The organism is Microbispora sp. NPDC004025 (genome assembly GCF_053604425.1).
The window spans coordinates 64,731-83,638 of the sequence record NZ_JBSGHN010000023.1; the positions used below are offsets into that span (position 1 = coordinate 64,731).

The 18,908-nt window shown below is 69.2% G+C and carries 17 protein-coding genes; 15 read left to right on the top strand and 2 right to left on the bottom strand.

Going from position 1 to position 18,908, the window contains the following annotated elements; translation table 11 throughout:
• Positions 1-52: 52 nt before the first annotated feature.
• Positions 53-1,093: a LacI family DNA-binding transcriptional regulator gene (locus ACWEQG_RS36780; RefSeq protein WP_452291999.1), complete on the bottom strand. Its 1,041-nt coding sequence runs from the start codon at positions 1,091-1,093 to the stop codon at positions 53-55.
• Positions 1,094-1,261: 168 nt separating this feature from the next.
• Between ACWEQG_RS36780 and ACWEQG_RS36785 the strand changes: the two genes are divergently transcribed.
• Positions 1,262-3,571: a glycoside hydrolase family 9 protein gene (locus tag ACWEQG_RS36785; RefSeq protein WP_452292001.1), complete on the top strand. Its 2,310-nt coding sequence runs from the start codon at positions 1,262-1,264 to the stop codon at positions 3,569-3,571.
• A gap of 220 nt (positions 3,572-3,791) precedes the next feature.
• Here the strand turns inward: ACWEQG_RS36785 and ACWEQG_RS36790 are convergent, their stop codons facing one another.
• On the bottom strand, positions 3,792-4,613 hold the full coding sequence (locus tag ACWEQG_RS36790; RefSeq protein WP_452292003.1) for a sensor histidine kinase: 822 nt from the start codon (positions 4,611-4,613) through the stop codon (positions 3,792-3,794).
• An 812-nt stretch (positions 4,614-5,425) separates the two neighbouring features.
• Here ACWEQG_RS36790 and ACWEQG_RS36795 point away from each other — a divergent pair.
• From ACWEQG_RS36795 to ACWEQG_RS36860, 14 genes are all read left to right on the top strand, one after another.
• Complete coding sequence (locus ACWEQG_RS36795) at positions 5,426-5,893, top strand: general stress protein (protein ID WP_452292005.1); 468 nt, start codon at positions 5,426-5,428, stop codon at positions 5,891-5,893.
• Between the two features lie 22 nt (positions 5,894-5,915).
• Positions 5,916-7,826, top strand: a complete 1,911-nt coding sequence (dnaK, locus tag ACWEQG_RS36800; RefSeq protein WP_452292007.1) for a molecular chaperone DnaK — start codon at positions 5,916-5,918, stop codon at positions 7,824-7,826.
• 13 nt (positions 7,827-7,839) lie between these two features.
• Positions 7,840-8,334, top strand: coding sequence for a nucleotide exchange factor GrpE (locus ACWEQG_RS36805; RefSeq protein ID WP_346230458.1), 495 nt, complete (start codon positions 7,840-7,842; stop codon positions 8,332-8,334).
• The gene (locus ACWEQG_RS36810) at positions 8,334-9,323 is read left to right on the top strand and encodes a DnaJ C-terminal domain-containing protein (protein ID WP_452292009.1); all 990 of its coding nucleotides are present in this window, start codon (positions 8,334-8,336) and stop codon (positions 9,321-9,323) included. The genes ACWEQG_RS36805 and ACWEQG_RS36810 overlap by 1 nt, the downstream gene beginning before the upstream one ends.
• Complete coding sequence (locus ACWEQG_RS36815) at positions 9,320-9,646, top strand: chaperone modulator CbpM (protein WP_452292011.1); 327 nt, start codon at positions 9,320-9,322, stop codon at positions 9,644-9,646. Before ACWEQG_RS36810 ends, ACWEQG_RS36815 begins: the two co-directional genes overlap by 4 nt.
• Positions 9,619-12,255 carry an ATP-dependent chaperone ClpB gene (clpB, locus tag ACWEQG_RS36820; RefSeq protein ID WP_452292013.1) on the top strand — a complete coding sequence of 879 codons (2,637 nt, stop codon included), beginning with the start codon at positions 9,619-9,621 and terminating at the stop codon, positions 12,253-12,255. Before ACWEQG_RS36815 ends, clpB begins: the two co-directional genes overlap by 28 nt.
• Before the next feature lie 3 nt (positions 12,256-12,258).
• Positions 12,259-12,702, top strand: coding sequence for a thioredoxin (gene trxA, locus ACWEQG_RS36825; protein WP_452292015.1), 444 nt, complete (start codon positions 12,259-12,261; stop codon positions 12,700-12,702).
• 279 nt (positions 12,703-12,981) lie between these two features.
• Positions 12,982-14,133, top strand: a complete 1,152-nt coding sequence (locus ACWEQG_RS36830) for a glutathione-independent formaldehyde dehydrogenase (RefSeq protein ID WP_452292016.1) — start codon at positions 12,982-12,984, stop codon at positions 14,131-14,133.
• 244 nt (positions 14,134-14,377) lie between these two features.
• A complete protein-coding gene (locus ACWEQG_RS36835) occupies positions 14,378-15,733 on the top strand; it encodes a sensor histidine kinase (protein ID WP_452292018.1) in 1,356 nt (451 codons plus the stop codon).
• Entirely contained in the window at positions 15,709-15,900 is a 192-nt protein-coding gene (locus ACWEQG_RS36840) for a helix-turn-helix transcriptional regulator (protein ID WP_452292020.1), read from the top strand. The genes ACWEQG_RS36835 and ACWEQG_RS36840 overlap by 25 nt, the downstream gene beginning before the upstream one ends.
• A gap of 523 nt (positions 15,901-16,423) precedes the next feature.
• Complete coding sequence (locus ACWEQG_RS36845) at positions 16,424-16,753, top strand: PadR family transcriptional regulator (RefSeq protein ID WP_452292022.1); 330 nt, start codon at positions 16,424-16,426, stop codon at positions 16,751-16,753.
• Between the two features lie 2 nt (positions 16,754-16,755).
• A complete protein-coding gene (locus tag ACWEQG_RS36850) occupies positions 16,756-17,169 on the top strand; it encodes a DUF1048 domain-containing protein (RefSeq protein ID WP_452292024.1) in 414 nt (137 codons plus the stop codon).
• Positions 17,169-17,981 (top strand): ABC transporter ATP-binding protein, encoded by an 813-nt coding sequence (locus ACWEQG_RS36855; RefSeq protein ID WP_452292026.1) that lies wholly within the window; start codon positions 17,169-17,171, stop codon positions 17,979-17,981. The genes ACWEQG_RS36850 and ACWEQG_RS36855 overlap by 1 nt, the downstream gene beginning before the upstream one ends.
• Positions 17,978-18,739, top strand: coding sequence for an ABC transporter permease (locus tag ACWEQG_RS36860; protein WP_452292027.1), 762 nt, complete (start codon positions 17,978-17,980; stop codon positions 18,737-18,739). Before ACWEQG_RS36855 ends, ACWEQG_RS36860 begins: the two co-directional genes overlap by 4 nt.
• The last annotated feature ends 169 nt before the right edge of the window (positions 18,740-18,908 follow it).

Here is an 18,908-nt window from a genome sequence, read left to right on the forward strand (position 1 = left end):
CCTCGTAGGCAGTGGTCGCGGGCCGTTCTCCTGCGCTTCCGCCTGCCGCCGGTCAGGTCGGTGCGGCGGTGCTGCCGCGTACGACCAGGTGGGTGGCGAGCTCGATGCGGTGATGTTCGGACGTGTCGCCCGCGCCGACCGCCATGACCAGTTCCGCGGCGGCGGCGCCCATCTTGGCCAGCGGCTGACGCACGGTGGTCATCGGCGGGTCCGTCCACTGGGCGAGCGGCAGGTCGTCGAAGCCGACGACGCTGAGGTCGTCGGGCACGCGCAGCCCGGCCCGCAGGGCTGCCTGGTAGATCCCGAGTGCCTGCAGATCGTTGCCGGCGAAGACGGCGGTGGGCCGGTCGGGGAGGGCGAGCAGCGCCTGCGCCTCGGTACGGCCGGTCTCCACGTAGAGCGGACCGGTCCGCAGGAACCGGGGGTCGACGGGCACGCCCGCGGTCTCCATGGCCGCGCGGTAGCCGTCGAGCCGGGCACGGCAGCACATCAGGGTCGCCGGGCCGTTGATCATGGCGATCCTGCGGTGCCCGAGCTCCAGCAGGTGGCGGGTGGCCGACAGTCCCCCGTTCCAGTTCGTCGCGCCGACCGAGGGGACGCGATGGCTCGGCTCGCCGTACGGGTCGAGCGCGACGAGCGGGATGGACCTGCTGGCGAGCTGCGCGTGCTCGTGGTCGCTCAGCTCGGCGGAGACGGCGATCACACCGGCGGGGCGCCGGGCCAGGACCTCCTCGATCCACTCGCGGTGCGGCGAGTTGTGTCCGTGCATGTCGGTGACAGCCACGGTCAGGCCGTGGGCTTGGGCGACCTCGTTGACGCCGCGGATGAGCTCCAGCGCCCACAGACTGTCGAGGGCCTGGAAGAGGACCTCGATGATGGCCGCGGACTCGGTCCTCTCCGGCCGGCGCTGCCAGCCGTGCTCACGGATCAGCTCCTCGATCCGGCGCCGAGTGGCGGCTGACACGCCGGGGCGCCCGTTGATCACCTTGGACACGGTCGGCGGGGACACCCCGGCCAGTCTGGCGATCTGCGCGACCGTGATCTCCTGGCGGCGCCGCGGTCCTAGCTCAGCGGGAAGGCTTGTGCCGGTCACACACGGAAGTTTAGGGATTTCACGACAGCATTCGTGAAATATTCAGAATCATTCGTCAACTCGATCCCAGGACCTGCGGAAACGAAACAGGTCCGCCTGATGAATGTCCTCCAGCCGATCTCGCGCCCATGATGCGATCACGAAACATAAAGGCCGGAGGTGTTAATCATGAAAAAGCCAGGCTGGACGCGTCGCCCCAGAGCGGCGCTGTCCCTGGCGCTCGCCGTCGGTGCGGCGTCGTTCGCCGTCGTGACCGCGACGAGCCCCGTGCACGCCGTCGCGCGGCCGCCGCTCGGGCAGAACATCAAGGTCAACCAGGTCGCCTACGCGCCGGGCCTGCCCAAGCAGGCGACCGTCGTCACCTCCTCCGCCTCGCCGCTGACGTGGAACCTGCTCGACGGCTCCGACCAGGTGGTGGCGACCGGGACCACGACTGTCTTCGGGCAGGACGCGCCATCGGGCGACACCGTCCACAAAATCGACTTCTCGTCGTACACCGGGACGGGTACGAACTTCGTGCTCACCGTGGGCAACGAATCCAGCCGGCCCTTCGACATCGGGGCGGACGCCTGGAAGAAGCTGCCGTACGACGCACTCGCGTTCTTCCACCATCAGCGCAGCGGAATCGCGATCCAGGCCCAGTACGTGGGCAACCAGTACGCCCGGCCCGCCGGGCACGTGAACGTCTCGCCCAACCAGGGCGACAACAGCGTGCCCTGCCGCACGAGCTGCGGATACACGCTGGACGTCCGCGGCGGCTGGTACGACGCAGGCGACCACGGCAAGTACGTGGTCAACGGCGGCATGTCGGCCTGGCAGCTCGTCAACGTCTACGAGCGGGCCACTCATGTCTCCGGCGCCGACCCCGCGGCCTTCGGCGACGGCACCATGGCCGTTCCGGAGCGGGGCAACGGCGTGCCCGACATCCTCGACGAGGCCCGCTGGGAAATCGACTTCATGCTGAAGATGCAGGTCCCGAGCGGGAGGCCGCTGGCGGGCATGGCACACGCCAAGATCCACGACCAGGCGTGGACCGGCCTGCCGATGCGGCCCGACCAGGACCCCCAGCCCCGGCTGTTGTCGGCGCCCACCACCGCCGCCACGCTGAACCTCGCCGCGTCGGCCGCGCAGTGCGCCCGCGTGTGGGCCTCCATCGACTCGGCCTTCTCCAGCCGCTGCCTCACCGCCGCGGAGAGGGCGTACGCGGCCGCCAAGGCCAACCCGTCCATCATCGCCCCGAGCAGCGACGACCAGGGCGGCGGCTCCTACGTCGACACCAAGGTGACCGACGAGTTCTACTGGGCGGCCGCCGAGCTGTACGTCACCACGGGCAAGCAGACCTACCGCGACGACCTCACCGGCTCGTCCCTCTACTACGGCAGGAGCTTCACCAACGAGGGCGCGCAGTGGTCGGAGGTCGGCTCACTCGGCGACATCACGCTCGCGCTCGTGCCGAACGGCCTGACCTCCACGATCGGGACGCAGCTGCGCAACCGTTTCGTGAGCAACGGCGACACGTTGCTCACCGCGATGCGCGGCCAGGGCTACCCGGTGCCGTTCGCGCCGCCCGGCGGAGGCTACATCTGGGGCTCGAACAACCTGATCCTCAACAACGCCGTGCTGCTCGCACTCGCCTACGATTTCAGCGGGCAGGAACGCTTCCGCACCGGGGTGTTCGAGACGATGGCCTACGAGTTCGGCCGCAACCCACTGGGCCAGTCGTACGTGACCGGGTACGGTGACCAGCCCTCGCGCAACGTCCACCACCGCTTCTGGGCCCACCAGCTCGACTCGTCGCTGCCCATCGCGCCGCCCGGCGCGCTCGCCGGCGGCCCCAACAGCGGGCTGCAGGACCCGGTCGCCCAGGAGAGGCTCAGCGGGTGCAGGCCGCAGAAGTGCTACCTGGACGACATCAACGCCTGGTCGGTCAACGAGGTCGCCATCAACTGGAACGCGGTGCTCGCCTGGGTGAGCGCCTGGACCGCGGAGAAGGTCGGCACCTCCGTGAGCCCGTCACCGTCACCGTCACCGTCGCCCTCGGCTTCGCCCAGCCCCAGCCCCAGCCCGTCTCCGTCTCCCTCTCCTTCGCCGTCCCCGTCGCCGTCGCCTTCGGCGAGCCCGTCCCCCTCTCCTTCCCCGTCGCCGTCGCCTTCGCCTTCGGCGAGCACCGGTAAGGCCTGCACCGCGACGTACGCCGTCACCAGCCAGTGGCCCGGCGGCTTCGGGGCGACCGTCACCGTGAAGAACACCGGGACCGGCACCACCAGTGGATGGACGATCGACTGGACCTTCCCCAACGGCCAGACGATCACCCAGCTCTGGAACGCCTCATACACGGTGAACGGATCGACGGTGAAGGCCACGAACCTGTCCTGGAACGGCACGCTCGGCGCCGGCGCGTCCGCCTCGTTCGGCTTCAACGGCTCCTGGAACGGCACCAACTCGGTTCCGTCCCAGGTGACGTGCACCCCCGCCTGACGAGCACGGGCCCCGCGCAGACCCGCGCGGGGCCCGGCAGCGCGCACGACCGGGTGAACGACCGGGTGAACGAGCCGTACCGGAACTCGGTGCGCTGTCCCTCCCGCCGTGAGCGGGCGACGGGCGGGCTCGCCGCTCCACGTGCTCCAGGGTCGTACGCCGTGACGTCCTCCGGCGGTGCCGCGTAGGTCGAGCCGGGTGTGGGGCGGGACCGGGTGGGTCAGGCCGTCGACGCCGGGGAGGGGGCGAGGGGCAGCTGAACGACGAAGCAGGCCCCGCCACTGGGAGATGGTTCGACCCACACGGATCCGTTGTGAGTCTTGACGATCTCCCGGACGATGCTCAGTCCGAGGCCCGCGCCGGTGTCGCCGCGCAGAGACTCGCTCGTGAGCTGGTACAGCCGATCGAAGACACGCTCCCGCTCCTGCGGCGGAACGCCGGGACCGTCATCGGACACCGCCAGCCGTGCGAAGCGGTCGCCGCATCCGACGTCGACTCGCACGCTGTGCCTGGCGTGGCGCTGGGCGTTATCGAGCAAGTTGGTCAGGATTTCGCACATCTGTGTATGCATGGCTTCGACCTGACCACTGGAAGTGGAACTCACCTCGACGGGTATCGGGTCGGCTCGGGCAGCGACTTCCTGCCTGACCAGCTCGCACAGATCGATCCTCTCCTTTCTCTGGGCGATACGACCCCGGGCGATCAGCAGGAGGTCGGTCGCGAGCGCCTCCAGTCGATCCACCTCCCGCAGCACATCCCTGAACGCGCCGGGGTAATCGGCGTGATCAGGGTCGGCGATCGCCTCTTCCACACTGATGCGTATGCCGGCCAGCGGGGAGCGGATCTCGTGGGCGACGGTGGAGGCGAACTGCCGCTCGCGGTCCAGCATGTCCAAACTCACGTTGATGTTGCCGACCAGCTGGGTCATCTGCGTCGGATCCCGACGCTGGGTGATCTGGTCGTACTCATCTTTGATGTTGATCCGGGCGAGGTCGTCGGAGATCCCGCCGACCCGACGCAGCAGCCGGTAGACGATGATCACGCCGACGAGCAGAACAGTCGGCACCCCCAGCGTCTTCCGTAGCCGGCTCCATGAACCAGTGCCGCTGCCCCACACCGCCCGGTGCCGTTGTCCACACAAGCTCGGCATATGTGAATTTTGCCCGTCAGTACGAACCCATAACCTTCTGACCAGCGAAAACAGTACGCTCATTGGGTTCGGAAAGGTGTGGCGGTCGCCGCGTCGGCGTGCTGCCGGGCCATGACCACGAGCGCAGGGCGAGCCGGCAGCGCCTGGCCGCTTCCCCTGCGACTGTGGTCGCCCAGCACGCCTCGTACGGGATTTCCGAGAACTGGGAGCCGGCGTCTGTGCTGGACGGTGGCGCCGCCCCATCGTCGGCGGATGCGTTCGGCCGCCGCCGTGTTCGCCACGTTGCGCGAGGCCATTACGGACAAGGAGTTCTTCGACGTCACCGTCCAGTTGCCGGACGCGTACCGGGCCCTGCTTCCTCGTCCGTGCGCGGGCGAGGAGCGGGCTCGCCGCTCCACGTGCTCCTTCGGATCTGGTGCTCCCCCTGGGCGACTTGCTACTGCTCATGGGAGGCAGATGAGGGGCAGGGAGGGTGGTGTGAGGGAACGGCAGGCGGGATCCTGGCATGGGAGACGAAAATCCCGTCGGGTGTTCCACAAGCCGACGGGGGGACACGCGTCATAGGGATTGTTCTCGCTGGTAGAGCCCCTGATGCCGCCAACGTCGAAGGTGGCGTGGATTCCGGTTCTCCCGCTCCCGCCGATGCGCATCGGCGGCGGAGCGAGTCGCCTTCACGAGCTGGAATAGCCGAGGGGGTTGGTCCCGTGAGCGTCCCGAGAACGGCAGGGCCCCACAAGGTGGTGCTGGCCACCTACAGCGGCTACGACGCGGCCCAGCACGCGGTGGACGTCTTGGCGCGCCACGACTTCCCGATCGCACACGTCACCATCGTGGGCTGCGATCTGCGGTGGGAGGAGAAGGTGCTCGGGCGATGGGGCCTCGGCAGGGCGCTTGTCACCGGCGCGGGTACCGGTGGCTGGATCGGTCTTCTCATCGGCTTGATGTTCGCGATCTTCAGCCCGTGGGCCGGATGGGCCATCGGCTCCTCGATCGTGCTCGGGCTGATCTTCGGCGTCGTCTGGGGTGCGATCAGTCACGTGGTGCGGCACCGGGCGTTCGCCTCGATGCCTGCGGTCGTCGCCGACCACTACGACATCCTCGTCGACCCGGAGTTCGCCGACGAGGCCCGGCGCGTGCTCACGCACGCTCGTGAGGCCGCTGCGCTCAGGTGAGCGCAAGGAGGGGGATGAGGACATGGCCAAGGCGGTGGGCATCGACCTCGGCACGACGAACTCGGTCATCGCGACCACCGAGGACGCGCATCCGACGGTCGTCCCGAACGCCGAGGGGTCGCGCACGACTCCCTCGGTGGTGGCCTTTACAGACCAGGGCGAGGTGCTGGTGGGCCAGATGGCCAGACGCCAGGCGATCCTCAACCCGAAGGGCACGATCTATTCGGCCAAGCGCTTCATCGGGCGCAAGTTCGACGAGGTGCAGAGCGAGATCAAGGCGGTCTCGTTCGACGTCGTGCCGGGCCCGGACGGCGCCGTGCGGTTCAAGGTGCGCGACAAGCTGTACGCACCGGAGGAGATCTCCGCCTTCGTGCTGCGCAAACTGGCCTCGGACGCCGGGAAGTTCCTGGGGGAGAAGGTCAACGAGGCCGTCGTCACGGTGCCCGCGTACTTCAACGACGCGCAACGGCAGGCCACCAAGGACGCCGGCAAGATCGCCGGTCTGGAGGTCCTGCGGATCATCAACGAGCCGACCGCGGCGGCCCTGGCATACGGCCTGGACAAGAAGGGCAACGAGACCGTCCTCGTGTTCGACCTGGGCGGGGGCACGTTCGACGTCAGCGTCCTCGACATCGGCGAGGGCGTCATCGAGGTCCGCGCCACCTCGGGCGACACTCACCTGGGCGGCGACGACTTCGACCGGCGCATCGTCGACCATCTGGCCGACGAGTTCCACAAGCAGCAGGGCATCGACCTGCGGCGCGATCCGCAGGCCCTCCAGCGGCTGTTCGAGGCCGCGGAGAAGGCCAAGGTGGAGCTGTCCGCGGTCACCCAGACACAGGTCAGCCTGCCGTTCATCACGGCCGACGCGACCGGCCCCAAACACCTGAACACGACGCTCATGCGCTCGACCTTCGAGCAGATCACCCACGACCTGCTCGAACGCTGCCGGGGTCCGGTGGAGCAGGCCATGGCCGACGCGAAGCTGACGACGAACGACCTCGACGAGGTGATCCTCGTCGGCGGCTCCACCCGCATGCCGGCCGTGCAGCAACTCGTGCGGCGGCTGACGGGCAAGGAACCGAACATGACGGTCAATCCGGACGAGGTCGTGGCCGTCGGCGCGGCCGTCCAGGCGGCCATCATCAAGGGCGAGCTGAAGGACGTCGTGCTGCTGGACGTCACGCCGCTGTCGCTCGGCGTCGAGACGCTCGGCGGCGTGATGACGAAAATCATCGACAGGAACACCACGATCCCGGCCCGCCGCACGGAGACGTTCAGCACGGCGGACGACAACCAGTCGGCCGTGGACGTCGTCATCCTGCAGGGCGAGCGCGAGCGGGCCGCCGACAACCGGGTGCTCGGCCGGTTCCGGCTGGAGAACATCCGGCCCGCGCCGCGCGGGGTGCCGCAGATCGAGGTCACCACCGACATCGACGCCAACGGCATCCTGAACGTCTCCGCCAAGGACAAGGACACCGGCGCCGAGCAGCGCATCACGATCAGCGAGAGCTCCAACCTGGACAAGAGCGAGATCGACCGGATGATCGCCGACGCGGAGCGGCACCGCAACGAGGACGCGCGGCTCCGCGCCACGATCGACGCGCGCAACGAGCTGGACTCGGTCGCCCACCAGGTGGAACGCCGGCTGTCGGAGCTGGGCGAGGCCGTCCCGGTGCACGAGAAGGCGCGGGCCGAGCAGCTGATCATGGAGGCGCGTCAGGCGATCAAGGAGGAGGTGCCCGTCGATCGGCTGCGCAGCCTGACCGCGGAGCTGCAGCAGGTCTACCACGGCCTCGGCATGACGGCGTCCGCCGCCCAGGCCCAGAGCCAGGCCCAGCCCCAGGGGCCGGCTCAGGCCGGGCCCGGCCAGGCCGCCGCCGGCTCCTCGGACGAGGACGTCATCGACGCCGAGTTCACCAGCTCCGAATAGCCCGTGACATGACATGACCGAGCGGAATGAGACACCACCTCCGGAGCCCCGGCAGGCCGTCGAGGAACCCGTTGCTGAGAAGCTCGCCGAGCTGGAGGACCGGTGGCTGCGGGCCGTCGCCGACCTCGACAACCTCCGTAAGCGTGTCGCGCGCGACATGGACCGGCAGCGGATCGAGGAGCGTACGCGTGTCGCGGCCGAGTGGCTGCCGGTGATCGACAACCTCGAACTCGCGCTGAAGCACGCGGGCGCCGACGCCGACGCGGTGATCGAGGGGGTCCGGGCCGTCCGCGACCAGGCGGTCGGCGTGCTCGCGCGTCTCGGCTTCCCGCGCAGGGACGACGTCGGGACGCGATTCGACCCCGCCAGGCACGAGGCGGTCAGCACGGTCGCCGTCCCGGACGCCGACCCCGGCACCGTCGTCGAGGTCGTACGGCCCGGCTACGGCGACGGCGCGCTGCAACTGCGCCCGGCCTCCGTCGTCGTCTCCACGAAAGCCGACGAGTGATGGCGGAGCGCGACTTCTACGAGATCCTGGGCGTGCCGAGAACGGCGGACCAGGACGAGATCCAGCGGGCCTACCGGAAGCTGGCCCGCACCTACCATCCCGACGTCAACAAGGCCCCGGACGCCGAGGACCGCTTCAAGGAGGTCTCGGAGGCGTACGAGGTGCTGTCGGACCCCGGGACGCGGCGGCGGTACGACGCGTTCGGGCCGGACTTCCGCCGCGTACCCGAGGGCGTGGACCCGGCGGCGTACGCGCGCGCCCGCGCCGGAGCGGGAGCCGGCGCGGGGCCGGGCTGGGCGGGGCCGGGGCCCGCCTGGGCGCGCGGACCCGGCGGGGAGGAGATCCACTTCACCACCGGCGAGGGCTTCGAGGGCATCGACCTCGAAGACCTGCTCGGTGGCGTCTTCGGCAGGCGCAGGCGCGGCGCGACCGGCCGCGGCTGGGGCCCGGTGCCCGGCGCCGACCAGGAGGCCGAGCTGCCGCTCACGGTGGAGGAGGCCTACCGCGGCGGCCGGCGGACCATCACGATCCCCGGCCCGGGAGGCGGGCGGACCCTCCAGGTGAACATTCCCCCTGGCGTGACCGACGGCCAGCGGATCCGGCTCGCGGGCCAGGGCGGCGCGGGCAGCGACGGCGCCAGGGCGGGCGACCTCTACCTGATCGCGCGGATCGCCGACCACCCCCGCTACCGACTCGAGGGGCGCGACATCCACGTCCGCCTTCCGCTGACGCCGTCGGAGGCCGCGCTGGGGGCGACCGTAGCGGTCGACACGCCCGGCGGGGAGGCGAAGGTCAAGGTGCCGCCGGGCACCTCGTCCGGGCGCCGCCTGCGCCTGCGCGGACAGGGCATGCCGAACCCGCGCGGCCGGCCCGGAGACCTGCTGGCCGAGGTCCGGATCATGGTGCCGCCCACGCTCGGCGACGAGGAGCGCCGTCTGTACGAGCAACTGGCCAGGATCTCGGCGTTCAACCCGAGGAGCCCGTCATGACCTATCCGCTCGTCCGGCTCGCCAAGGTGGACGTCGGGCACCTGGACCTGGAGTCCTTCTCCCGGGCCACGGGACTGCACCCGGAACTGGTGCGTCGCCTGGTGGCGCTCGGGCTGATCGAGGCCTGGACCGGCTTCTCGGGCGGCCTGTGCTTCCCGCCCGCCCAGGTCGCCGCCGTGGGGCGCCTTCAGCGCCTGCACGCGGGGCTCGCCGTCAACTACGCCTCCCTCGGCCTCGTGACGGACCTCCTGGACCGCATCGCGGAGTTGGAAGCGGCTCTGCGCACCCATACGAGATGGACCGGAGACAGATCGTGGACCTGAACCGCCTGACGCAGAAGTCGCAGGAGGCCCTGCACGACGCCCAGACCGCGGCGATCCGCTTCGGACACACCGAGGTCGACGGGGAGCACCTGCTGCTGGCGCTGGTCCGGCAGCCCGACGGGCTCGTCCCGCGCCTGCTGTCCGCCGCCGGCGCCGACCCGGACAAGCTCCGGCTCGAACTGGAGCACGAGCTGGAGCGGCGGCCCCGCGTCACCGGTCCCGGCGCCGCCCCCGGCCAGGTCTACGTCACCCAACGGCTGTCGCGGCTGTTCGATGCCGCCGAGCGGGAGGCCGGCCGGCTGAAGGACGAGTACGTGTCGGTCGAGCACCTGCTGATGGCGCTGCTGGACGAGGGCGTCGACAGCGCGGCGGGCCGGCTGCTCAAGGGACACGGGCTGACCCGTGAGCGCTTCCTGCAGGTCCTGACGCAGGCACGCGGGAATCAGCGGGTGACCTCCGCCAATCCGGAGGTCGCCTACGAGGCGCTGGAGAAGTATGGGCGCGACCTCGTCGCCGCGGCGCGGGCGGACAAGCTCGACCCGGTCATCGGGCGGGACGGCGAGATCCGCCGGGTCGTCCAGATCCTGTCCCGCAAGAGCAAGAACAACCCGGTCCTGATCGGCGACCCGGGCGTGGGCAAGACGGCGATCGTGGAGGGCCTCGCGCAGCGCATCGCGCGCGGCGACGTACCGGAGGGCCTGAAGGACAAGACGATCTTCAGCCTGGACATGGGCGCGCTCGTCGCCGGGGCGAAGTACCGCGGCGAGTTCGAGGAGCGCCTGAAGGCCGTGCTCACCGAGGTGACGGCGTCCGAGGGACGCATCCTGCTGTTCGTCGACGAGGTGCACACGGTGGTCGGCGCGGGCGCCGCCGAGGGGGCGATGGACGCCGGCAACATGCTCAAGCCGATGCTGGCCCGCGGCGAGCTGCACATGATCGGCGCGACGACCGTGACGGAGTATCGCAAGCACATCGAGAAGGACGCCGCGCTGGAGCGCCGCTTCCAGCCCGTCTTCGTCGACGAGCCGTCGGTCGAGGACTCCATCTCCATCCTGCGCGGGCTGCGCGAGCGGCTCGAGGTCTTCCACGGCGTGAAGATCCAGGACGGCGCGATCGTCGCCGCGGTCGTGCTGAGCCACCGCTACATCTCCGACCGCTTCCTCCCCGACAAGGCGATCGACCTGGTCGACGAGGCGTGCGCCATGCTCCGTACGGAGATCGACTCGATGCCCGCGGAGCTGGACGAGCTGACCCGCCGGGTGACGCGGCTGGAGATCGAGGAGGCGGCGCTCGCCAAGGAGGACGACCCGGCGAGCCGGGAGCGCCTGGAGACGCTACGCAAGGAGCTGGCCGACCTGCGGGCCGAGGCCGACGCCATGCGGGCCCAGTGGGAGGCCGAGCGGCACGCCCTGCGCAAGGTGCAGCAGCTGCGCGAGGAGATCGAGAGCGTACGCCGGGAGGCCGAGCAGGCCGAGCGCATGTACGACCTGAACCGCGCGGCCGAGCTCCGGCACGGGAGGCTTCCGGAGCTGGAGCGCAGGCTGCGCGCCGCGGAGGAACAGCTGGAGAGCAAGCAGGGCGGGCGCCGGCTGCTGCGCGAGGTGGTGACCGAGGAGGAGATCGCCGGCATCGTGTCGCGGTGGACCGGCATCCCGATCAGCCGCCTGCAGGAGGGCGAGCGGGAGAAGCTGCTACGGCTCGACGAGATCCTGCACCAGCGGGTGATCGGCCAGGACGAGGCCGTGCGGGCGGTCGCCGACGCCATCATCCGGGCGCGCTCGGGGATCAAGGACCCCCGCCGCCCGATCGGGTCGTTCATCTTCCTCGGGCCGACCGGAGTCGGCAAGACCGAGCTGGCCAAGACGCTGGCCGAGGCATTGTTCGACACCGAGGAGAACATCGTCCGCGTCGACATGAGCGAATACCAGGAGCGCCACACCGTCAGCCGCCTCGTCGGCGCCCCGCCCGGGTACGTCGGCTACGAGGAGGGCGGCCAGCTCACCGAGGCCGTGCGGCGCAAGCCCTACTCCGTGGTGCTCTTCGACGAGATCGAGAAGGCACACACGGACGTGTTCAACACCCTGCTGCAGGTGCTGGACGACGGGCGGCTCACCGACGCCCAGGGGCGCACGGTCGACTTCCGCAACACCGTGATCATCATGACGTCCAACATCGGCTCGCACTACCTCAGCGAGAAGGCGGCGCCGTCGGGCGAGGTCGACCCGGAGGTGCGCGAGATGGTCATGGCGGAGCTGCGCGCCCGCTTCCGCCCCGAGTTCCTCAACCGCATCGACGACATCGTGCTGTTCAAGCCGCTCACCGAGGCCGAGATCGAGCAGATCGTCACGCTGATGTTCAACGACATCAGAGCGCGGCTCGCCGAGCGCAGGATGACGCTCGAGATCAGCCCGGAGGCGGTCCGCCACATCGCCGAGCGCGGGTTCGACCCGATCTACGGAGCCCGCCCGCTGCGGCGTTACATCGCCCGCGAGGTGGAGACCCGGGTCGCGCGGGCGCTGGTCGCCGGCGACGTCCGCGACGGCGCGACCATCCGGGTGGAACTGTCCGGCGGCGAGATCGTGGTCACGTACGACAACCCGGAGGGCTGATCGATGCCGCCGAAGGTCGTGGAGTCGAGCGTCGTCCGGTGCCCGCACTGCGGCCGCGACAACCGCGTGCCCAAGACGGGGGCGGGAGCGCCGCGCTGTGGCGAGTGCCGCGAGTCGCTGCCCTGGGTGGTGGACGCGGGGGACGAGGACTTCGCCGAGGTCGCCGAGGCGGCGCGGATACCGGTCGTCGTCGACTTCTGGGCGTCCTGGTGTGGGCCCTGCCGCATGGTGAGCCCGGCGCTCCAGCAGGTCGCCACCGAGCTGGCCGGGCGGATCAAGCTGGTGAAGGTGAACATCGACGAGGCGCCCGAGACGTCGCGGCGCTTCGACGTGCGAGCCGTTCCGACGCTCGTCGTCCTGCGGCTGGGGCGGGTCGTGGCCCAGCGGGCCGGTGCGGCGCCCGCGCCCGTGTTGCGGAAGTGGGTCGGCGATGCGCTGGCCGTATGAGCTCACCGAGAGGTGCTCGCCGTGCCCGTGGACGAGCTCCGCCGGCCGTCGGCGAGGGCGCGATGGCCGTGCGCCTCGTGCACGAACACCTTCAGCTGAGGGGCTGAGCCGCCCACGCGGGGAGGAAGGGGACCGGCGATGGCAGAAGTCATGGCGGTGCCGAGGTTCGAGCGGTTCTTCAGGACGGCGGGCGGGCCTCGAGCCTGAAGAATCCGAGAACCGAGCAGTGGGAACGCGTGATCCGCGTTTTCGAGCTGCTGCTCTAGAAGCGAGGACATCATGAAGGCAGTCGTATACGAAGGACCTCGGCAGGTCGGCGTCGAGAACGTGCCGGACGCGCGGATAGAGATGCCCACCGACGTCCTGGTCCGTGTCACCACGACCAACATCTGCGGGTCGGACCTGCACATGTACGAAGGCCGGACCGACCTGGAGCCGGGTCGTGTCCTCGGCCACGAGAACCTCGGCGAGGTGGTCGAGGTGGGGCCGGGAGTGGTACGCGTCCGCGTCGGCGACATGGTCTGCGTGCCGTTCAACGTCGCGTGCGGCTTCTGCGCCAACTGCGAGAGAGGCCTGACCGCCTACTGCCTCACCACCAACCCGGAGCCGGGGGTGGACGGGGCCGCTTACGGTTTCGCGGACATGGGCCCGTACAACGGCGGCCAGGCCGAACTGCTGCGCGTGCCGTTCGGCGACTTCAACTGCCTGGTCCTGCCGGACGACGCGCGGGAGAGGCAGACCGACTACGTCATGCTGGCCGACATCTGGCCCACCGGCTGGCACGCGACCCAGCTCGCCTGTGTGCAGGCCGGCGACTCGGTCGTGATCTACGGGGCGGGGCCGGTCGGCCTGATGGCCGCCTACTCCGCGACGTTCAAGAGCGCGGGCATGGTGATGGTCGTGGACCGCCACCCGGACCGGCTGGCCAAGGCCGAGGAGATCGGGGCGATCCCGATCGACGACTCCACGACGTCGCCGGTCGACCAGGTCATGGAGCTCACGCACGGCAGGGGCGCCGACCGTGGCTGCGAGTGCGTGGGCTACCAGGCGCACGACCCCCAGGGCCACGAGCATCCCAACATGACGCTGAACAACCTCGTCAAGTCGGTGAGGTTCGCCGGGACGATCGGGGTCGTGGGCGTGTTCATCCCCACGGATCCCGGCAGCCCCGACGACCTCTACAAGCAGGGCGAGATCGCCTTCGACTACGGAATGTTCTGGTTCAAGGGCCAGACCATGGGCAACGGTCAATGCAACGTCAAGAACTACAACCGGCAGCTCTGCACCCTCATCCACGAGGGGAAGGCCCGGCCGTCGTGGGTCGTGTCACACGAGCTGGATCTGGACGACGCGCCCGGCGGCTACGAGCACTTCGACCGGAGGGATCCCGGCTGGACCAAGGTCGTCCTGCATCCCGCCGGCATCGGCTGACCCTCCCGTGGCGGCCGCGGGCCTCGCGGTCCGACCGCTGCGGCAGTGAGGGGGGGACGCGCCATGCGCACGCCGGACGCCCGCCCCGGATGAGCGGCGACCGTCTGCGTGCTGGGCAAACGTCCGTGCTCGGCATGGTCAAAAGGATTCATGCTTGGAGCGAACAGGCCCCCGCACTGCTGGATACTTGAGAGTTCTGGGGGCATATGTGGGCTTTCTACACTCTTGGTCTATAAGAGCACGTTTGACGCTCGCTGGGGGAGCCGTCTCGGCGCTGCTCTCCTTGCTGTCGGCGATAGGCATCCTCATGGCCATCCGGAGCCTGACCACGGAATACCTGGTGGCTGGGCTGGTGGCGGTGGCCGACCCTGTCGCCTACGCCGTCTCTGCCGGAACCACATACTCTCTTGCACCACGCCCGCCTGCCCGGCATCTCCAGGTGGTGGACCAGCAGGGACGAGTGATCGAGGCGACGCACGGCCTTTGGGGCCAGCCGGCCATCGTCTCCCTCCACCCTGCGGCGAATACGCAAGGACCGATCGCCACGACGGTGTGCAACCACGGCCCGGCCATCTGGGGCTGTCATCTCGTCGTGGCCGTCCCGGCCTTCCGCAGCGGGCACGCCCCCCTGACGGTCTACGCCATCGCCCCCGCCGTACCCCTGTACGTACGCCCGGCTGTCGCCGCGGTGGTCTTCGGCGGCGCGCTCACCCTGACCTGCGCCCTGACCTTCCTGTGCTACCGGCTGCTGGGCAAGACGCTGCGCCCGGTCTACACCATCTGCACCAAGCTCGGCGAGATCCAAGCCACGCACCCGACAGGCAGGGTGCCCATCCCGCCCAACCGGGACGAGATTCACATGCTGGCCCTCACCGTGAACGGCACCCTGGAGCGGCTCGAACAGGCCATGGAACAACAGCGCAGGTTCACCACCGACGCGTCCCATGAGTTGCGTACGCCCATCGCCGCGATGCGCGCGCAGGTGGAGGACGCCCTCCTCGCCTCCGCCGATGACGAGGTGCTCACCCTGGCCCATTCGCTGATCCCCAGCGTCGATCGGTTACAGGCGATCACGACGGACCTGCTGACGCTGTCCCGGCTCGACGCCATGCCGCAGTCAGGCCGGCGTCACATCGACCTGACAGCACTGGTCTCCCAGGAACTGGTACGGCGCCCCTCGACGAAGAAGATCGTTACAAGCCTGCAGACAGATGTGTGCGTCCTCGGTGACAACCTCCGACTCGCCCGCCTGCTGACCAGCCTGCTGGACAATGCCGAACGGCACGCCACCAGCACGATTTCCCTGATCGTCCGCACCGAACCGGGGTCCACGAACGACGCCCACTTGGCGGGGTCTGCCGTTCTGGAGGTCCTGGATGACGGTCCCGGTATCCCGCCGGACAAGCGCGAGGTGGTCTTCCAGCGGTTCGCCCGGCTTGACACCGCACGCAGCCGCGCCGCGGGCGGCACCGGCCTCGGCCTGTCGATCGCCCGGCAGACCGCGGAAAGCCACGGCGGGACGCTGACCGTCGAGGACAGCGCCCACGGAGCGCGCCTTGTCCTTCGCCTACCCCGATGCTCCAACGGCGACGGCGGTTGACGCTGACCGCTGCCCGTGCCCTTGGCCTCAGCCGCAACACCGTCTACCGCCTCGTCAAGCGCGGCGAGTTCCCCTGTCCGGTGATCCAGGCTGGCGAGACGTACCGCATTCCTACGTTTGACATTCTCCGGGTCCTCGGTTTGGTTCCTGACGCCACAGTCGAGTGATCACCTAACCTGCTGCGGTCGCGGAATGCAGGTCGGGCCGCATACGGCAGTTGCGCCAGTCGCGTCGTACCTGTAGCCGTTCGGCCTTCTACGCGACTTGCCGTCAGCGGCGCCGCCGTGGGACTGGCGACGGAAGCCGCGCTGGGCGGCGCGGCAGGCCAGCGGAGGTTTCGACGGCGATCAAGTCGTCTGCGATGTCGTATCAGCAGCCGTGTCAGGACGGCGAAGGCGCGGTATCAGCGTGTTCGGCCATGGTGGACGCCAGGTGACGTCAGCGATTCCGGCACTCGCGGTTGCGCTCGTGGGTGCCGGTACCCCGCCGCCTCCGCGGCAGCGAAGCCGACGGTCGACATCTTCGCGCCGGTTGACGCAGCCCGTCTCCTGCCGAAGGGATGGTGGCGGTCTCGCTCAGCTAGTGATCAGGTCGCCTCCCTCTCACTATTCGGTGTTGCTATGTACCGGTAGTCAGCGTTACTGTGTACTGGTACCTAGCGAGACCAAGTAGCTGAAGAGGGGCGTCTCCATGGGCAAGCAGGCGACCGAGATGCTCAAGGGAACGCTGGAGGGCATCGTCCTGGCGATCCTGTCCCGCCGGCCCGCGTACGGGTACGAGATCACGTCATGGCTACGGGACCAGGGCTTCTCGGACATCGCCGAGGGCACCATCTACGCGCTGCTGGTCCGGGTCGAGCAACGCGGCCTGGTCGACGTGGAGAAGGTCCCGTCCGAGAAGGGACCGCCGCGCAAGGTGTACTCCCTGAACACCCAGGGACGGGAGTACCTCGAAGAGTTCTGGAGGACCTGGAGCTTCCTCGCCGAGAGGCTCGAACAGCTCCGCGAAGGAGGTAAGTAGACATGGCCACAGAGCCGGACGAGTCGAAAAGCCGCTATCTGCACTACCTGGAGAAGGTCACCGGGCCGCTGGAGGACAAGCGGCGCTACCGGCAGTACAAGGCGCGCATCAAGCAGCTTCCCGAGAACTACCGCACGGCGGCCGAGGCGATGGAGCGCTACCTGATGCTCCTCGGGCCGGCGGACGGCGCCGGCGCGATGGCGATGTACGAGGACCTGGCCGATCTGTTCGAACAGAGCGCGGCGGACGGAACCCCGATCCGCGACCTCTTCGGGGACGACCCCGTGGAGTTCGTGGAGGCGTTCGCGGCCAACTACCCGCTCGGACAGTGGAGACGCCGGGTGCGGAACCGCCTCATCAGCGCCGTCGAACGCGCCGCCGGCGAAGAGCCCGGAAGACAAGGCAGGACCACGTGATGACGACACAGCAAGCCCCGGCGATCCAGGTGCAGGGCCTGGAGAAGTCGTACAAGCAACTGCGGGTGCTGCGCGGCGTGGACTTCGACGTGGCGCGAGGCAGCATCTTCGCCCTGCTCGGCTCCAACGGGGCGGGCAAGACCACGGCCGTGAAAATCCTGTCCACGCTACTCAAGGCCGACGCGGGCACGGCACGCGTCAACGGCTTCGACGTCGCAATGCAGGCGGCGAAGGTGCGGGAGTCGATCAGCCTCACCGGGCAGTTCGCCGCCGTCGACGAGATCCTCAGCGGGCGGGAGAACCTGGTGCTCGTCGCCCGGTTACGCCACCTCAGGAATCCCGGCAAGATCGCCGACGACCTGCTGGAGCGTTTCTCCCTGACGGAGGCGGCCGCACGGAAGGTGGCGACGTATTCGGGTGGCATGCGCCGCCGCCTCGACATCGCGATGAGCCTCATCGGCGACCCGCCGGTCATCTTCCTCGACGAGCCGACGACCGGGCTCGACCCCCAGGCGCGCGTCGACGTGTGGCAAGCCGTCAGGGAGCTCGCCGACCGAGGCACGACGGTGCTGCTCACCACGCAGTACCTGGACGAGGCCGAACACCTCGCCGACCGAATCGCGATCCTCCACGAGGGCCGGATCATCGTCAACGGCACCCTCGCCGAGCTCAAGCGGCTGCTACCACCCGCCAAGGTCCAATACGTCGAAAAGCAGCCGACTCTGGAGGACGTCTTCCTCGCCCTCATCGGCGACAACGGCAAAACGACTATGACCGCAACGCCGGAACGGACGCGTAGGGAACAACGATGAGCAAGCATTTCCTGGGCGACACCGTCGTCCTGCTGGGACGATCCCTGCGCCACATCACGCGCAGCCCGGACACCATCATCACGACCGCGATCATGCCGATCGCCATGATGCTGATGTTCGTCTACGTGTTCGGCGGCGCGATCAAAACAGGGTCGGATTCGTACGTGAACTACATGCTGCCCGGCATCCTGCTCATCACGGTTGCCTCGGGCATCGCCTACACCGCGTACCGGCTGTTCATGGACATGAAGGGCGGCATCTTCGAGCGGTTCCAGTCCATGCCGACCGCGCGGTCGTCGGTGCTGTGGGCGCACGTCCTGACCTCACTGGTCGCCAATCTGATCTCACTCGTGGTCGTCGTGCTCGTCGCCCTGCTCATGGGCTTCCGCTCTACGGCGGGGGCGACGGCATGGCTCGCGGTCGCCGGCATCCTGATCCTGTTCACCCTGGCGCTGACGTGGATCGCCGTGATCCCCGGCCTCTCGGCCAAGACCATGGAAGGCGCGAGCGCGTTCTCCTACCCGCTCATCTTCCTGCCGTTCCTCAGCTCGGCCTTCGTTCCCACCGACACCATGCCCGGCCCGGTGCGCGCCTTCGCCGAGCACCAGCCGGTGACCTCCGTCGTCAACGCCATCCGCAACCTGTTCACCCAGCAGCCTGTCGGAACCGACATCTGGACCGCCCTGGCCTGGTGCGTCGGCATCCTTGTCGTCGCCTACGCCTTCGCCATGCGCACCTACCACCGCAAGATCTCCTAGGCCGTATCGGTCGGGCCATGGACAAGAAAGGCATGTCCTCGGCTCGCTCGCGTCACCGTTCGCGGTACGCCAGGAGATATCTACGCGAGATGAGCCCCGGGCTGTGAACGGACTAACCGGAGCACATGCGGCAGCCGCTGACTCTTGCCCATGAGTGGCGATCGGCTTC

What these genes read in the sequence shown, in the direction of transcription:
- clpB (WP_452292013.1), top strand. Translation starts at nt 9,619, where the DNA reads ATGGACCGGAGACAGATCGTGGACCTGAACCGCCTGACGCAGAAGTCG.
- ACWEQG_RS36850 (WP_452292024.1), top strand. Translation starts at nt 16,756, where the DNA reads ATGGCCACAGAGCCGGACGAGTCGAAAAGCCGCTATCTGCACTACCTG.
- ACWEQG_RS36860 (WP_452292027.1), top strand. Translation starts at nt 17,978, where the DNA reads ATGAGCAAGCATTTCCTGGGCGACACCGTCGTCCTGCTGGGACGATCC.
- ACWEQG_RS36830 (WP_452292016.1), top strand. Translation starts at nt 12,982, where the DNA reads ATGAAGGCAGTCGTATACGAAGGACCTCGGCAGGTCGGCGTCGAGAAC.
- ACWEQG_RS36855 (WP_452292026.1), top strand. Translation starts at nt 17,169, where the DNA reads ATGACGACACAGCAAGCCCCGGCGATCCAGGTGCAGGGCCTGGAGAAG.
- trxA (WP_452292015.1), top strand. Translation starts at nt 12,259, where the DNA reads ATGCCGCCGAAGGTCGTGGAGTCGAGCGTCGTCCGGTGCCCGCACTGC.
- ACWEQG_RS36845 (WP_452292022.1), top strand. Translation starts at nt 16,424, where the DNA reads ATGGGCAAGCAGGCGACCGAGATGCTCAAGGGAACGCTGGAGGGCATC.
- ACWEQG_RS36810 (WP_452292009.1), top strand. Translation starts at nt 8,334, where the DNA reads ATGGCGGAGCGCGACTTCTACGAGATCCTGGGCGTGCCGAGAACGGCG.
- ACWEQG_RS36805 (WP_346230458.1), top strand. Translation starts at nt 7,840, where the DNA reads ATGACCGAGCGGAATGAGACACCACCTCCGGAGCCCCGGCAGGCCGTC.
- dnaK (WP_452292007.1), top strand. Translation starts at nt 5,916, where the DNA reads ATGGCCAAGGCGGTGGGCATCGACCTCGGCACGACGAACTCGGTCATC.
- ACWEQG_RS36840 (WP_452292020.1), top strand. Translation starts at nt 15,709, where the DNA reads ATGCTCCAACGGCGACGGCGGTTGACGCTGACCGCTGCCCGTGCCCTT.
- ACWEQG_RS36785 (WP_452292001.1), top strand. Translation starts at nt 1,262, where the DNA reads ATGAAAAAGCCAGGCTGGACGCGTCGCCCCAGAGCGGCGCTGTCCCTG.
- ACWEQG_RS36815 (WP_452292011.1), top strand. Translation starts at nt 9,320, where the DNA reads ATGACCTATCCGCTCGTCCGGCTCGCCAAGGTGGACGTCGGGCACCTG.